The sequence below is a fragment of the Streptomyces sp. TLI_171 genome (assembly GCF_003610255.1).
GTDB lineage: Bacteria > Actinomycetota > Actinomycetes > Streptomycetales > Streptomycetaceae > Kitasatospora.
Map to the genome: position 1 here is coordinate 2706910 of NZ_RAPS01000001.1, position 14183 is coordinate 2721092.

Here is a 14183-nt window from a genome sequence, read left to right on the forward strand (position 1 = left end):
CGCGGGTCCTGAAGGCGGCCGCCAGCCGTCGTCCCATCCGGGTGGCGCGGCGAGACTCGGCAAGTTCGGTGGTGCGTCGGCCGGTTCGCACGGCGCCGGCCAGAGCAACGGTCAGCCGCACGGCGCGCCGGGCTCCCTGACGGGCGGTCAGCACGCGGGCGCGCCCCCGTCGCTCTCCTCCCACGGCGGAGCGGTCACCGCCCCGGCGTCCGCGGGTTCCGCCGCCGACCTGCTCACCGCCGCCGGCCCGGGCGCGCTGAACTCGCTCAACTCCCCGCGCAAGCTGGCCGGGCGGCGACGGCGCGAGACGGTGGCGGTGCTGCTGTTCAGCGGCGCGCCGATCTTCGAGAGCTCGATCCCGCTGTCGGTGTTCGGCGTGGACCGCCAGGACGCCGGCGTCCCCCGCTACCGGCTGCTGGTCTGCGCCGGCGAGGAGGGGCCGCTGACCACCACCGGCGGCCTGACCCTGACCGCCCCGTACGGGCTGGAGGCGCTGTCCCGGGCGGGCACCATCGTGGTGCCGGCCTGGCGGTCGATCTCGCAGCCGCCGCCGGTCGAGGCGATCGCCGCGCTGCGCAAGGCGCACCACGAGGGCGCCCGGATCATCGGCCTGTGCACCGGCGCCTTCGTGCTGGCCGCGGCCGGACTGCTGGACGGACGTCCGGCGACCACGCACTGGATGTACGCGCCGACGCTGGCCAAGCGCTACCCGCGGGTCCACGTCGACCCGCGCGAGCTGTTCGTGGACGACGGCGACGTGCTGACCTCGGCGGGCACCGCGGCCGGCATCGACCTGTGCCTGCACGTGGTGCGCAGCGACCACGGCGCGGAGGCCGCCAACGCGCTGGCCCGCCGGCTGGTGGTGCCCAACCGCCGCGGTGGCGGAGGTCAGGCCCAGTACATCGATCAGTCTTTACCCGAGGAGATCGGCAACGACCCGCTGGCCGAGGTGGTCACCTGGGCGTTGGAGAACCTCAACCAGCAGTTCGACGTGGAGGTGCTGGCCGCCCGCGCCTACATGTCGCGGCGCACCTTCGACCGCCGATTCCGCACGCTCACCGGCAGCGCCCCGCTGCAGTGGCTGATCACCCAGCGGGTGCTGCAGGCGCAGCGGTTGCTGGAGACCTCGGACCTGTCGGTGGACGACGTGGCCCGGCGCTGCGGCTTCCGGTCGCCGGTGGCGCTGCGCGGGCACTTCCGGCGGCAGCTCGGGGTGTCCCCGGCCGCGTACCGGACCAGCTTCCGCGCCCGTCGGCCGGCCGCCGGCCAGGGCAGCACGGTGCCGCTGCAGGGCGCTCCGGCCGAGCGGCTGCAAGGTCCGGCCGGGCACGGCTCGCTGACGCAGCCCCAGGCCCCGTCGAACGGAACCGGTGCGAGCGGCCACCCGGGCGGCGTTCCGAACGGTGGCGCGGCCGGACGGCAGCGGCAGCGTCCGCTGGTGCCCCCGCAGGCCGGTCCTCCGCCGGGCGCGTTCGCCGCGCGCACGTCCGAACGCCCGGGCGAGCGCCAGTCCGGGCCGCCGCCCGCCCACGCGCACGCGCAGCCCTCGCCGGGCCAGCCGGTGCGGCCGAGCGCGGCGTACCCGGGCGGTCGGGGGGCGGCGGAGCGGCCGGACCGTCCGATGGAGCACGCGATCGCGGAGGACGTCGGCGGCGAGCAGCCGAGCGCGCGGGGCCGTCGGCTGGCGCACCGCGCGGAGGCCGAACCGGAGCGCGGGGCGCACGGGACGGCGGAGTTCGGGCCCGACGGGGCGCGCACAGTGTCGGGGGCGCGTGATCGCGCCGTAGGGTGAGGGGCGTGAATGACCGTCTGGTATGGATCGACTGTGAGATGACCGGCCTCGACCTCGATCGGGACGCCCTGATCGAGGTCGCCGCCCTGGTGACCGACTCCGAGCTGAACGTGCTCGGCGAGGGCGTGGATGTGATCATCCGCCCGCCCGCCGAGGCGCTGGCGAACATGCCCGAGGTGGTGCGGCAGATGCACACCTCCTCCGGCCTGCTCGACGAGCTCGCGGACGGGCTGACCATGGCCGAGGCGCAGGAGCGGGTGCTGGCGTACATCCGAGAGCACGTGCCGGAGGCCGGCAAGACGCCGCTGTGCGGCAACTCGGTGGCGACCGACCGCGGCTTCCTGTCCCGGGACATGCCGGAGCTGGAGGGCCACCTGCACTACCGGATCGTGGACGTCTCCTCGATCAAGGAGCTGGCCCGCCGCTGGTACCCGCGCGCCTACTACAACAGCCCGCAGAAGGGCGGCAGCCACCGCGCGCTGGCCGACATCCGCGAGTCGATCGCCGAACTCCGGTACTACCGCGAGGCGGTGTTCGTCCCGCTGCCGGGCCCGGACACCGACACCGCGCGGGAGATCGCCGCCCGCCACCAGGTGCCCACCGCCTGACCAGCGCTCGGGTCCGAGCGGTCCGGGAAACCCTGGCGCGAGCACCCCTCGGCATCCTGTAGAGTTCTTCCTGTCGGAGCGGGAGCGCGAAAGCGTGAACGAGCCAGGCAGATGGTGGGCGTAGCTCAGTTGGTAGAGCACCTGGTTGTGGTCCAGGTGGCCGCGGGTTCGAGTCCCGTCGCTCACCCCATCACCGAAGGCCCTCAACGAGAAATCGTTGAGGGCCTTCGTCGTATCCCCGCGCGGTGCCGAAAACGCCTTCCACCGCACCGAGTTGCCGCAATCCCGGTACGTACCCGAATCACTGGCGGGCCCCTCGCGATCAGCGCCGGACGGGGCCGCCGGACGGAATTCCGCAGCACGCGCCGGACATTGGGCCGATGTCCGCGGACCGGTTTTCCCGGGGCACGGCCGACCCGGAGGCGTCCGACGCCCCGTCACCCCGGCAAGCGGACCACGGCGGGCCGGGGCCGGACCGGGAGGGATCCGGGTGCGACCCGCTCCCGGACCATGGACGACAAAGCTACCTGCCAGTAACATCGCGAGCATGACCACTACTGCGATCGGCCAGCTGCTCACCGACACCGTCCCGATGGTGAAGACCCTGCAGCTGGAGTACCTGGAGACCACCCCGGAGCGGGCCGTGCTGCGGCTGCCCGACCTGCCGGAGTACCGCAACCACGTGGGCGGTCCGCACGCGGGCGCGATGTTCACGCTGGCCGAGTCGGCGAGCGGCGCGATCGTGCTGGCCGCGTTCGGCGACCAGCTGGGCCGCGCGGTGCCGCTGCCGACGGTCGGCGAGATCTCGTTCAAGAAGCTCGCCCGCGGCGTCGTGACCGCCACCGCGACGCTGGGCCGCCCGGTCGCCGAGGTGGTCGCCGAGCTCGACGAGGGCAAGCGCCCCGAGTTCCCGGTCACCGTCGAGATCACCCGAGAGGACGGCGCCGTCACCGGCGTGCTGGAGATCGTCTGGACGCTGCGCCCCAACTCCTGAGCCCACCAAGGACCTTGGCGGCCCGACCGGCGCGAGCAGGCGGGCCGTGGCGGCCCTGCCCGCGCGAGCACGGCGGGTGCCGGCCGGCCCGCGCCCGCACGACGAGCCGTGGCGGCCCCGCACTCCCCCGGAACTCCCTCCGGACCGCCCGGACCGCACCCCGGGGCCGCCTCGGCCGCTACGGGCCCGCCCGAAGCCCGTACCGGTCGCCCCTGCAGCCCACGCCCACCCGCACCGCGGGTCCGCGCACTGCCCGCGCTGCGGGTCCGCACACTCGTGGCGCGCGCAACACGGAAACGCCGCCCGCCCGCACAGGGCCCCGCCCTGTGGCCGGCCGGCCGGCTGACGCCGGAGTCCCGCCCCGAGGTCAGGCGGAGTCGCGGACGATCAACTCGGTCGCCAGCACCACCTGCCGCCGGGCCCGGCCGCGTTCGGTGATCTCGTCGAGCAGCAGCCGGGCCATGGTGCGGCCCATCTCCTCGATCGGCTGGCGCACGCTGGTCATCGGCGGATCGGTGTGCCGGGCCACGATCGAGTCGTCGAAGCCGATCACCGCGACGTCGTCGGGGATCCGCCGCCCGGCCGCCCGCAGCACCTGCATCGCACCGGCCGCCATCACGTCCGAGGCGCAGAACACGCCGTCCAGGTCCGGCCGCCGCGCGAGGAGTTCGCGCATCGCGACCCGGCCGCCCTCCTCGGTGAAGTCGGCCAGGCCGACCAGGTCCTCGTCGTAGGCCTGCCCGGCTTCCTCCAGGGCCCGTCGGTAGCCGCCGAGGCGGGCCTGGGCGACCTCCATGTCCAGCGGGCCGGTGAGGGTGGCGACCTGGCGGCAGCCGCGGCGCAGCAGGTGCCGGACGGCCATCCGGGCGCCGCCGGCGTTGTCGGCGTGGACGTAGCTGAGCGGTTCGAGGTCGCCGCGCCGACCGGCCAGCACGGAGGGGATCTCCAGGCTCTCCAGCAGTCCGGGCAGCGGGTCGTCGCGGTGCACCGAGACGACCAGGACGCCGTCCACCCGCTGGGCGGTGAGGTAGGCCGACAGGCGGTCCCGCTCGCGCTGGTTGCGGACCAGGATCAGCAGCAACTGCATGTCGGTCTCGGCGAGTTCGGCCGAGACGCCGCTGATGATGTCGGAGAAGTACGGCTCGGAGAACAGCCTGGTCTCGGCCTCGGGGACGACCAGCGCGATCGAGTCGGTGCGCGAGGTGACCAGGGTGCGGGCGGCCCGGTTGGGCACGTAGCCGAGTTCGGCGATGGCGTTCTGGACCGCCTCGCGGGCCTTGGTGCTGACCCGGGGCGAGCCGTTGATGACCCGGGAGACGGTGCCGCGGCCGACTCCGGCGAGGGCGGCCACCTCCTCCAGGGTGGGGCGCGCGGTGGCTCTGCCGGCGGCACCCGGATGGAGCGATTCGGGGCGCTGTGCGGTCGGGCTCATCGCTACACCTCTCGGTCTCTGGTTCGGTCTGGTTCTGGCTGGATCGGTCCCGTCCGGCGGGCCCCGGATCCGTACGGAGTTCGGTACGGAGTGTTCATTGTGGCCGGTCCCGCGGCATTTCCGACCATCCGGGGCGGCCCCGGGTCGGCCGGAGGGCAGCCCGAGGACGTCAACGGCGGTGGTAACGGGGGTGGAAACGCTCCGGCAACGTTTATGTCACCACGTCTTGACACTCACCCCCGCGACACAGCAACCTTCCGGCATGCCCAGCTGTGGGAGCGCTCCCACACTGTAGCCAAGATTCAGCGCACCAAGAACACCCACGAACCTCTCGTTTCCCGCCCGGAAGACCACCACGGGCAGCCGGAACACCCCGGCCGCCCACCGGAAGACCACCGGACCAACCCACCCGGACAAAGGAGTTCGCCCCCATGCGCACCACCTCCCGCCCCCGCAGAGCTGCCGTCCTCGCCACCGCGGTCCTCGCCACCTCCGCCCTGCTGCTGACGGCCTGCTCGTCGAGCTCGGACAAGAAGGGCGGGGACAGCACCGACCCCAACGCGAAGATCACCCTGAACGTCGGCGACTTCGGCACCTTCGGCTACAAGGAGGCCGGCCTGTACGACGAGTACATGGCCGCGCACCCGAACATCACCATCAAGTACGACACCGTCCAGGACGGTCAGAAGTACTGGGACGCGCTCACCACCCACCTGGCCTCGGGCAGCGGTCTGGCCGACGTCCAGGCGGTCGAGGTCGGCTACATCGCGCAGGCCACCAAGGCCCTGGGCGACAAGTTCGTCGACCTCGGCAAGACCGAGGGCATCAACCCGGGCAACTGGCTGGACTGGAAGTCGAAGCAGGCCACCACCGCGTCCGGCTCGCTGATCGGTCTCGGCACCGACATCGGCCCGATGGCGATCTGCTACCGCACCGACCTGTTCCAGCAGGCCGGCCTGCCCACCGACCGCGAGGCGGTCGGCAAGCTGTGGGCGGGTGACTGGGCGAAGTTCGTCGAGGCGGGCAAGACCTACCAGTCCAAGGCCCCGACCGGCACCTTCTTCACCGACTCCGCCTCGGGCCTGTTCAACGCCGTCCTGTCCGCCCAGCCCGAGCAGTACTCGGACGCCTCCGGCAAGCTCGTCTACAAGACCAGCGCCGGCGTGAAGACCGCCTGGGACCTCGCGGTCTCCGCCTCGCAGGCGAAGATCTCCGCCGGCCTGCGCCAGTTCCAGGACCCGTGGAACGCCGCGTTCGCCAACGCCAAGTTCGCCACCGTGGTCTGCCCGTCCTGGATGACCGGCATCATCAGCAAGTACTCCGGTGACTCGGGCAAGGGCAAGTGGGACGTCGCCGCCCCGCCGGTCGCCTCCAACTGGGGTGGCGCCTTCCTGACCGTCCCGAAGGCCGGCAAGCACACCAAGGAGGCCGCGGCGCTCGTCGCCTGGCTGACCGCGCCGGAGCAGCAGGCCAAGGTCTTCACCAAGGTCGGCAACCTGCCCTCCACCATCGGCGGCCTGCAGCAGCCCGCCGTCCAGGGCGCCAAGCAGGAGTACTTCAACAACGCGCCGACCGGCCAGATCTTCGCCGCGGCTGCCCAGTCCATCAAGCCGGCGCCGATCGGTGACCAGGACGGCAACGTGAAGACGATCATCACCGACAACGGCATCCTCGACATCGAGGAGCACGGCACCGACCCGGCCAAGGCCTGGACCAACGTCACCAAGCTGGTCGACGACAAGACCGGCCACTGATCCGGGCCGGCTCTCGCCGGTAGCCGATCCCAACTGCCCGGCCGGGTCCGCCCACCCGGCCGGGCGCCGTTCCGCCGCCCCTCGCCACCCCCGGGAAGGAAACCCCAAGTGGCCACCCACGTCCGCGCCGAGGCCCCGCCCGCGCGCCCCTCCTGGCGCTCACGCCTGTACCGGTTCGACCTGAAGGCCTCCCCGTACGCCTTCATCGCCCCGTTCTTCCTCTGCTTCGCCGCCTTCGGCCTCTTCCCGCTGATCTGGACGGGCTGGCTGTCGCTGCACTACGTCGACCTGCTCACGCCGGACGTGATGGAGTGGAAGGGCTTCGGCAACTACACCCGGCTCTGGTCGAACGACCAGTTCTGGACCGCGCTGCGCAACACCTTCACCATCGGTGTGATCTCCACCGTCCCGCAGCTGCTGATGGCGCTGGGCCTGGCCCACCTGCTCAACTACCGGATGCGCGGCCGCGGTTTCTTCCGGGTCGCGATCCTCGCGCCGTACGCCACCTCGATCGCCGCCGCGACGCTGGTCTTCGTCCAGCTGTTCAACCCGGACTACGGCTTCATCAACTGGGCGCTGGGCGCGATCGGCATCGACCACACCCAGTGGTACGCCGACACCTGGCCCTCGCAGATCGCCATCTCCACCATCGTCACCTGGCGCTGGACCGGCTACAACGCGCTGATCTACCTGGCCGCGATGCAGGCGGTGCCGAAGGACCTCTACGAGGCCGCCAGCCTGGACGGCGCCAACCGCTGGCAGCAGTTCACCCGGATCACCATCCCGTCGATCCGCCCGACCATCATGTTCACCATCATCGTCTCCACCATCGGCGCCACCCAGCTGTTCGGCGAGCCGATGCTGTTCGGCGGCGGCGTGGGCGTCTCCGGCGGCTCCGCGCACCAGTTCCAGACGCTCAGCCTCTACATGTACGAACTGGGCTGGCCGTCCCGCCAGTTGGGCCGCGCCTCGGCGGTGGCCTGGACGATGCTGCTGATCCTGCTGCTGATCGGCCTGGTGCAGTTCCTGATCACCCGTTACCGCAAGCGCCACGAGTTGGGAGGCTGACATGGCCGCCACCCTGTCCACCCCCACCTCCTCCCGCGAGGCGGGCAAGAAGGCCCACGCGGCCCCCAGCCGGCTGTTCCGCCGCGGGGCCGGCGACCACGACAAGGCCGGCCCGGTCGCCTACGTGCTGCTGTCCGTCGCCGCACTGGTCTCGCTGTTCCCGCTGTACTGGACCTTCGTCGCGGCCTCCAACACCGGTGAGCGGGTGGCCCAGTCGCCGCCGCCGATGTTCCCCAGCGGCGAGCTGTGGACCAACATCTCCACCGCCTGGGACCAGGCCGACATGGGCACCGCGCTGCTGAACTCCACCGTGGTGGCGGGCTGCGTGTCGCTGTCCACGGTGCTGTTCTCCACGCTGGCCGGCTTCGCCTTCGCCAAGCTGCGCTTCCGCGGCCGCAACGCGCTGCTGACCCTGGTGGTCGCCACCATGACCATCCCGCCGCAGCTCAGCGTGATCCCGCTGTACCGGATCATCACCAAGCTGGACTGGGGCAACCACCTGCAGGCGGTGATCCTGCCGTCCCTGGTGGCCGCGTTCGGCGTGTTCTTCATGCGCCAGTTCCTGTCCGAGGCCCTGCCGTTCGAGCTGATCGAGGCGGCCCGGGTGGACGGTGCGAACAGTCTGCGGATCATCTGGCACGTGGTGTTCCCGATCGCCCGGCCCGCCATGGCGGTGCTCGGCATGCTGGTCTTCGTCCAGTCCTGGAACGACTTCTTCTGGCCCTTCGTGGTGCTCACCCAGCAGAACCCCACCGTGCAGGTCGCGCTCTCCGCGATCGGCGGCGGCTCCGGCCACGACATCAACCAGGCCGTGATCATGACCGGTGCACTCGTCGGCACCCTGCCGCTGCTGCTGATCTTCGCCGTTCTGGGGAAGCACATTGTCGGCGGGATCACCTCCGGCGCCGTCAAGAGCTGACCCTCTGGAAGACCCCGGAACACCCGTCCCGTCCACCCCTCAGCCATGGGAGCGCTCCCGTATGACCATGACCGATCCGACCACCGCCGCCCACACCTCCGTGGCGGCCCCCCGGGTGGCCTTCCCGCCCGGCTTCGCCTGGGGCGCGGCCACCGCCGCCTACCAGATCGAGGGCGCCGCCGCCGAGGACGGCCGCACCCCCTCCATCTGGGACGCCTTCGCCAAGACCCCCGGCAAGGTGCTGAACGGCGACACCGGCGACGTCGCGGTGGACCACTACCACCGCTTCCGCGAGGACGTCCGGCTGATGGCCGACCTCGGCCTCACCTCGTACCGGTTCTCGCTGTCCTGGCCGCGCATCCAGCCGACCGGCCGCGGGCCGGCCGTCGAGCGCGGACTCGACTTCTACCGGGCCCTGGTCGACACCCTGCTCGAGCACAACATCTCCCCCGTCGCCACCCTCTACCACTGGGACCTCCCGCAGGACCTGGAGGAGGCCGGCGGCTGGCCGATCCGCGAGACCGCCTACCGGTTCGCCGAGTACGCGGCACTCGCCGCCGGCGCCCTCGGCGACCGGATCCCGATCTGGACCACCCTGAACGAGCCCTGGTGCAGCGCCTTCCTCGGCTACGGCTCCGGCGTGCACGCCCCCGGCCGCACCAACCCGGCGGACGCGCTCAAGGCCGCCCACCACCTCAACCTCGGCCACGGCCTGGCCGTCGGCGCGCTGCGTGAGGTGCTGCCCGCCTCCGCGCAGATCTCGGTCTCGCTCAACCTGCACCTGGTCCGCCCGCTCAACGACACCGCCGAGGACCGCGAGGCGGCCCGCCGGATCGAGGCGGTCGGCAACCGGGTCTGGACCGGCCCGATGTTCAAGGGCGGCTACGACGAGGACCTGAAGGCGGACACCGCCCACATCGTCGACTGGGACGAGCTGGTCCGCCCCGGCGACGAGGCGGAGATCGGCCGTCCGATCGACCTGCTCTGCCTGAACTACTACAACCCGACCGTCGTCTCGGCGCCCAGCGCCGACGCGGAGACCGCCGAGGCGGCGCGCAACGACGGCCACGGCGACAGCGAGTTCAGCTGCTGGCCGGGCTCCGAGGACGTGGTCTTCCACCTCGCCAACGACGACGTCACCGCCATGGGCTGGCCGATCGACGCCTCCGGCCTGACCGACTCGCTGGTCGGCATGCACAACGACTTCGGCCTGCCGCTGATGGTCACCGAGAACGGCGCCGCCTTCGACGACGAGGTCGGCCCCGACGGCGAGGTCGACGACCCCGAGCGGGTCCGCTACGTCAAGCTGCACCTGGAGGCCACGGCCGACGCGATCGCCGCGGGGGCGGACGTGCGGGGCTACTACCTCTGGTCCTTCCTGGACAACTTCGAGTGGGCGTACGGCTACAGCAAGCGCTTCGGCATCGTCCACGTCGACTACGAGACCCAGCTGCGCACCCCCAAGACCAGCGCCCGCTGGTACTCGGAGGTGATCCGGCGCGGGGGTCTCGCCTGAACTCCCGCACCCCCGCACAGTGTGACGGAGTGTGAGCGACGAGCGTGACTGCGGGGAGTCCCGCTCGTTCTCCCCTGGTGTGCGAACCAATCACGCGAAACGGCCGCGACGTTCGGACACCTCCCGGCGCCGGTGGGGCCGGCCCGGGGCACTGGCGGCGAGCGGGATGCTCGCCGCCCAGGTGTTGGGCCTCGGCCTCGGCACCGCCGACGCCCGCGCCGCCGACACCGGCCGGAGCGACCCCGCCGCCCGCACCCTCGGCCGGACGATCCACGCGGACGACGGCGGGCTGCTCGGCGCCACCGGCCCCGTCCTGGACACCGTGAGCACCGCCGGCACCGGTGCCGTGACCGACCTCGGCACCGTCCTCGACCAGCACCTCGACACCGGAGAACTCCCGCTGCCCGGCCACCGGGCCGACCGCCCGGACGCGTTCTCCCTCGCCGCCGGCCTGCTCTCCACCGTCCCCCCGCAGGCCCGCCCCGCCGACGCCGACCGGGCCTCCCGCTCCGGTCCCGCGGACGGCCGTCCCGGTGAGACCGAGATCCTGGTCCCCGCCCGACGCGGCCCCGCCGACCCGGTCCTCCTCTCCCCCGCCGCCTCCGCCGCGCCCCCACCCCTGGCCGGCGGCCCTCGCCCGGCGCCCGTCCTCGTCCCCGCCCCGGTTCCCCCGGCCCCGTCCCCGCCCTCCCCCGCCCCCGATCACCTGGCCCTCGCCGCCGCCCCCGGCCGCCCCACCGATCAGGAGGGGGCCATCGCCGTCCTCATCCCGATCGCCGCCGGCGTCCTCCTGACCGCCGCCGCGGCCTACAAGCACCGCGGCCTCCCGGGCGGCCACTGACACCTGTCCTCCGCGGTGCCGGAGGGACGGGGGAAGGATCACGGGCGCTGCTTCCGATCACCGCGGGCCCTGTCCCGGAGCACCGCGGCACTGACTGTCCGCCAGGGGCTCAGTCGAAGGCCTTCGGGGGCGGGGCCGGGGACGGGACCGCGCGGGCGTCGGTGACCGGGGCGGCCCCGGCGATGAAGTCGGTGAGGTCGCGGTCGTGCAGCAGGCGGGCCTGGGCGGGGTCGGCGGCGAGCCGGCGGGTGAGTTCGGTGAGGGGCAGGGGGGTGTGCGCGGCGGCGAGCACCAGGTTGCCGAAGCGCTTGCCGCGCAGGACGGCGGGGTCCGCGATCAGGCAGACCTCGGGGAAGACGGCGCGCAGCGTGGCGGCCTGGGCCCGGGCGAAGCCGAGCGGGCCGCCGTCGGTGATGTTGGCGGTGTAGTGGCCGGTGGCGTGGAGGGCGCGGGCGGCGAGCTGCACGAACTCGACGGTGGCGCAGTGGGCGGGGACCCGGGCGCCCGCGAAGATGTCGGCGACGATCAGGTCGGTGGAGTCCTCGGCGGTGCGCTCGAGGACGGCGCGCGCGTCGGCGCCGCGGACCCGGATCTGCCAGGTGCGGTCGAGCGGGAGTTCGGTGCGGACGAGTTCGGTGAGCGCGGTGTCGATCTCGGCGACCTGCTGGCGGGAGCGCGGCCGGGTGGCGGCGGTGTAGCGGGCCAGGGTGAGCGCCCCGCCGCCGAGGTGCAGCACGGAGAGCGGCTGGCGCGCGGGCGCGACGGTGTCGATGAGGTGTCCGAGCCGGCGCTGGTACTCGAAGCCGAGGTGGCCGGGTTCGGCGAGGTCGACCAGGGACTGCGGGGCTCCGTCGAGGAGGAGCTGCCAGGCGTGCGGCCGGTCCCGGTCGGGGCGCAGTTCGGCGGTGCCGGACGCGACGGTGGCGGTGAGCGGGCCTTGGCTGTGCGCGCGGCCGGGGACGGAGGTGGTGCGTGGGCGGCCCATGGGAGCCATTATCGCGGTCGGCGACGGTGGGTGACGAAGGCGGCCCGCTACGGGGTCGTCGGGTCCGCCCGCTGAGACGACGCTTGCATGTCAACTGCCCCGTCGGGCAGGTTTCCTGATGAGCCGCCAGCAACGGCGAACGCTCAGAGCGGGCCGAGCCCACCCGCGGTGAGGGTGATGGCGGCTTCGCACAGTGCGGAGCGCAGCACCCAGGCGTCGGTGGGGCGGGCGTACGGCTGCGGGCCGGAGGGCGGGATGATCCAGTGCGGGTCGGTGGGCGGGAGCAGGTCCGCCCCGGGGGTGCAGGCGGAGCCGGGCAGGTGCCAGCCGAGCGCTGTCCCGGCCGGGACCAGGAAGGCGATGGCCGAGCCGCCGGCGGTCTGGTGGACGGAACCGCAGGCACGGCGCAGCCGGAGGATGTCCACCGCCTCCAGCCCGTGCCGGACCGGCACGGTCACGGTGTCGTACTGGACGACGCGCGGCGCACCGCCCGCGGCGGGCAGCACGGCCCGGAACCGGTACTGGGGAACTCCGGTGGCCATGGGGGACCTCCTGTCACCTGGGGTCGCGTGGAAACCGGACGGCGCTCCGTCACCCGGTCGGGCGACGGAGGGCCGGTGCGGGAGGGGGCCCGTACCGCCGGTGTCCATGTATCAGGACAACGCGGGACCGGCTGTTCAGGCCACGGCCTCCGATACAGCAAGCCATGGCATTTCATGGCACAACGCGGCAACTGTGTCCGGATTGCCCGGGATTGACCCGCCAAGTCCTGGCGACCCGCCGTGTTCGCGCGGTGACTCCCGGTACTGTCGTGGCGACGCGGCGGCCCTCCCCCAGGGGTCGGCGCGACCACCCCGGCACGACCTCGGAGTGCAGCATGGCAGCCACGCGAACCGGCGGGCCCCGTCCGGCGCCCGTCCCCAACCAGGCGATGCGCGAGCTGCGCGGCGACCTCTCGCCGGGGGAGTTCGCCACCCTGGTCCGTCGGGCCGCCCGGGAGATCGGCGAGCACGTGTCCTGCGACGCGCGCTACGTCGGGCGGGTGGAGTCCGGCGAGATCCGCTGCCCCAACTACGCGTACGAGCGGGTGTTCCGGCACATCTGGCCGGAGAAGTCGCTGGTGGAGCTCGGGTTCGCGCCGCGCACGGCGGTCCGCCGCCGCGCGCCGGACGCCGAACCGTCCGCCGCGGCCCCGCCGCCGGACGCACCGCTTCGGTCTGACGAGGAGAACGACGACGTGCTTCGCCGTACGTTCCTGAACGGCGGTCCCACCGCCCTGGCGGCGGCGCTCGGCCTGGACCGGGCGGCGCCGCCCGCGATCCCGCCCCGACCGGAGCGCCGCCGGGTCGGCGCCGCCGAGGTGCAGGGGGTCGAGCAGGCGGTCCGCGACATCCGGCTGCTGGACGACGCGCACGGCGCGGACGCCCTGTTCGAGCTGGCCGGGCAGTCGCTGCGCAGCGCGTACGTGCTGCTCAACGACGGCGACTACAACTCCGCCACCGAGCGCCGGCTGCAGTGCGGGGCGGGTGAACTGGCCATCTCGGTGGGCTGGTTGGCCCACGACTCGAACCGGCTGATGGACGCCCGCTCGTTCTACTCGGAGGCACTGGCGACCGCCCGGATGGCCCGCGACCCCGGCCTGGAGGCGCACGTGTTCTGCAACAGCGCCTTCCTGGCCCGGGACGCCGGCCGCCCGCGGGAGGCGCTGCGGGCGGCGCAGGCCGGGCAGGCCGCGGCGGCCGGGCTGGGCTCGGACCGGCTGCTGTCGCTGCTGGCGCTGCGCGAGGCGGGCGGCTGGGCGCTGCTGGGCGACCGGTCGGCGTGCGAGCGGGCGCTCGGCCGGGCGTACACGCTGTTCGAGCAGGGCGAGCGGGCGGCCGACCCGGAGTGGATGTCCTTCTTCGGGGAGGCCGAGCTGGCCGGGCTGGAGGCGCAGTGCTGGTCGGCCCTGGGCGAGTGGGACCGCGCCAGCCTGCGGGCCGAGCAGGCGATAGGGCTGCAGGAGCCGCACTTCGTCCGCAACCGGGTGCTGTACACCGCGGAGTTGGCGCACGACCGGCTCGGCCGGGGCGACCTGGCCGGGGCGGCCGCGCAGGGCTCGGCGGCGGTGCTGCTGCTGGGCCGGGTCCGCTCGGCCCGGATCCGCGGCATGCTGGCGCACACCGCGGACCGGATGCGCGGCCACGCCGCCGTGCCGGAGGTCCGCGAGTTCCTGGCCGGCTACGACGACGCGGTGGCGGCCTGACCCGACGACGGAACGGGCCGCCGCCGGAG

General features: G+C 73.3%; 12 protein-coding genes and 1 tRNA gene. 10 read left to right on the forward strand and 3 right to left on the reverse strand.

Annotated features, from left to right (window positions below; all coding sequences use genetic code 11):
• Positions 1-256: 256 nt before the first annotated feature.
• The 4 genes from BX266_RS12245 to BX266_RS12260 all read left to right on the forward strand — a co-directional run bounded on the left by BX266_RS12245 (position 257) and on the right by BX266_RS12260 (position 3394).
• The gene (locus tag BX266_RS12245; RefSeq protein WP_259465087.1) at positions 257-1792 is read left to right on the forward strand and encodes a helix-turn-helix domain-containing protein; all 1536 of its coding nucleotides are present in this window, start codon (positions 257-259) and stop codon (positions 1790-1792) included.
• Positions 1793-1797: 5 nt separating this feature from the next.
• Positions 1798-2400: an oligoribonuclease gene (gene orn / locus BX266_RS12250; protein ID WP_099899303.1), complete on the forward strand. Its 603-nt coding sequence runs from the start codon at positions 1798-1800 to the stop codon at positions 2398-2400.
• A 114-nt stretch (positions 2401-2514) separates the two neighbouring features.
• Positions 2515-2590 (forward strand) — tRNA-His (locus tag BX266_RS12255).
• 357 nt (positions 2591-2947) lie between these two features.
• Complete coding sequence (locus BX266_RS12260; RefSeq protein WP_099899305.1) at positions 2948-3394, forward strand: DUF4442 domain-containing protein; 447 nt, start codon at positions 2948-2950, stop codon at positions 3392-3394.
• A 367-nt stretch (positions 3395-3761) separates the two neighbouring features.
• Here the strand turns inward: BX266_RS12260 and BX266_RS12265 are convergent, their stop codons facing one another.
• Positions 3762-4826 (reverse strand): LacI family DNA-binding transcriptional regulator, encoded by a 1065-nt coding sequence (locus BX266_RS12265; RefSeq protein ID WP_099899307.1) that lies wholly within the window; start codon positions 4824-4826, stop codon positions 3762-3764.
• Positions 4827-5257: 431 nt separating this feature from the next.
• On the opposite strand from BX266_RS12265, the gene BX266_RS12270 reads away from it, so the two are divergent.
• From BX266_RS12270 to BX266_RS38550, 5 genes are all read left to right on the forward strand, one after another.
• Positions 5258-6580, forward strand: a complete 1323-nt coding sequence (locus BX266_RS12270; protein ID WP_099899309.1) for an ABC transporter substrate-binding protein — start codon at positions 5258-5260, stop codon at positions 6578-6580.
• Between the two features lie 108 nt (positions 6581-6688).
• Positions 6689-7648, forward strand: a complete 960-nt coding sequence (locus tag BX266_RS12275) for a carbohydrate ABC transporter permease (RefSeq protein WP_099899311.1) — start codon at positions 6689-6691, stop codon at positions 7646-7648.
• 1 nt (position 7649) lies between these two features.
• Positions 7650-8567 carry a carbohydrate ABC transporter permease gene (locus BX266_RS12280; RefSeq protein ID WP_099899313.1) on the forward strand — a complete coding sequence of 306 codons (918 nt, stop codon included), beginning with the start codon at positions 7650-7652 and terminating at the stop codon, positions 8565-8567.
• 61 nt (positions 8568-8628) lie between these two features.
• Positions 8629-10083: a glycoside hydrolase family 1 protein gene (locus BX266_RS12285; protein WP_399169501.1), complete on the forward strand. Its 1455-nt coding sequence runs from the start codon at positions 8629-8631 to the stop codon at positions 10081-10083.
• Positions 10084-10249: 166 nt separating this feature from the next.
• Entirely contained in the window at positions 10250-10924 is a 675-nt protein-coding gene (locus tag BX266_RS38550) for a hypothetical protein (RefSeq protein WP_180290467.1), read from the forward strand.
• Between the two features lie 109 nt (positions 10925-11033).
• Here BX266_RS38550 and BX266_RS12295 read toward each other — a convergent pair whose 3' ends face one another.
• Together BX266_RS12295 and BX266_RS12300 are read right to left on the reverse strand one after the other, a co-directional pair.
• The gene (locus tag BX266_RS12295; RefSeq protein ID WP_099899315.1) at positions 11034-11909 is read right to left on the reverse strand and encodes a spermidine synthase; all 876 of its coding nucleotides are present in this window, start codon (positions 11907-11909) and stop codon (positions 11034-11036) included.
• A gap of 143 nt (positions 11910-12052) precedes the next feature.
• On the reverse strand, positions 12053-12451 hold the full coding sequence (locus BX266_RS12300) for a hypothetical protein (protein WP_259464665.1): 399 nt from the start codon (positions 12449-12451) through the stop codon (positions 12053-12055).
• Between the two features lie 335 nt (positions 12452-12786).
• On the opposite strand from BX266_RS12300, the gene BX266_RS12305 reads away from it, so the two are divergent.
• On the forward strand, positions 12787-14154 hold the full coding sequence (locus BX266_RS12305) for a transcriptional regulator (RefSeq protein ID WP_099899317.1): 1368 nt from the start codon (positions 12787-12789) through the stop codon (positions 14152-14154).
• The last annotated feature ends 29 nt before the right edge of the window (positions 14155-14183 follow it).

What these genes read in the sequence shown, in the direction of transcription:
- BX266_RS12260 (WP_099899305.1), top strand. Translation starts at nt 2,948, where the DNA reads ATGACCACTACTGCGATCGGCCAGCTGCTCACCGACACCGTCCCGATG.
- BX266_RS12265 (WP_099899307.1), bottom strand. Translation starts at nt 4,826, where the DNA reads ATGAGCCCGACCGCACAGCGCCCCGAATCGCTCCATCCGGGTGCCGCC.
- BX266_RS12270 (WP_099899309.1), top strand. Translation starts at nt 5,258, where the DNA reads ATGCGCACCACCTCCCGCCCCCGCAGAGCTGCCGTCCTCGCCACCGCG.
- BX266_RS12280 (WP_099899313.1), top strand. Translation starts at nt 7,650, where the DNA reads ATGGCCGCCACCCTGTCCACCCCCACCTCCTCCCGCGAGGCGGGCAAG.
- BX266_RS12285 (WP_399169501.1), top strand. Translation starts at nt 8,629, where the DNA reads ATGACCATGACCGATCCGACCACCGCCGCCCACACCTCCGTGGCGGCC.
- BX266_RS38550 (WP_180290467.1), top strand. Translation starts at nt 10,250, where the DNA reads ATGCTCGCCGCCCAGGTGTTGGGCCTCGGCCTCGGCACCGCCGACGCC.
- BX266_RS12295 (WP_099899315.1), bottom strand. Translation starts at nt 11,909, where the DNA reads ATGGGCCGCCCACGCACCACCTCCGTCCCCGGCCGCGCGCACAGCCAA.
- BX266_RS12300 (WP_259464665.1), bottom strand. Translation starts at nt 12,451, where the DNA reads ATGGCCACCGGAGTTCCCCAGTACCGGTTCCGGGCCGTGCTGCCCGCC.
- BX266_RS12305 (WP_099899317.1), top strand. Translation starts at nt 12,787, where the DNA reads ATGGCAGCCACGCGAACCGGCGGGCCCCGTCCGGCGCCCGTCCCCAAC.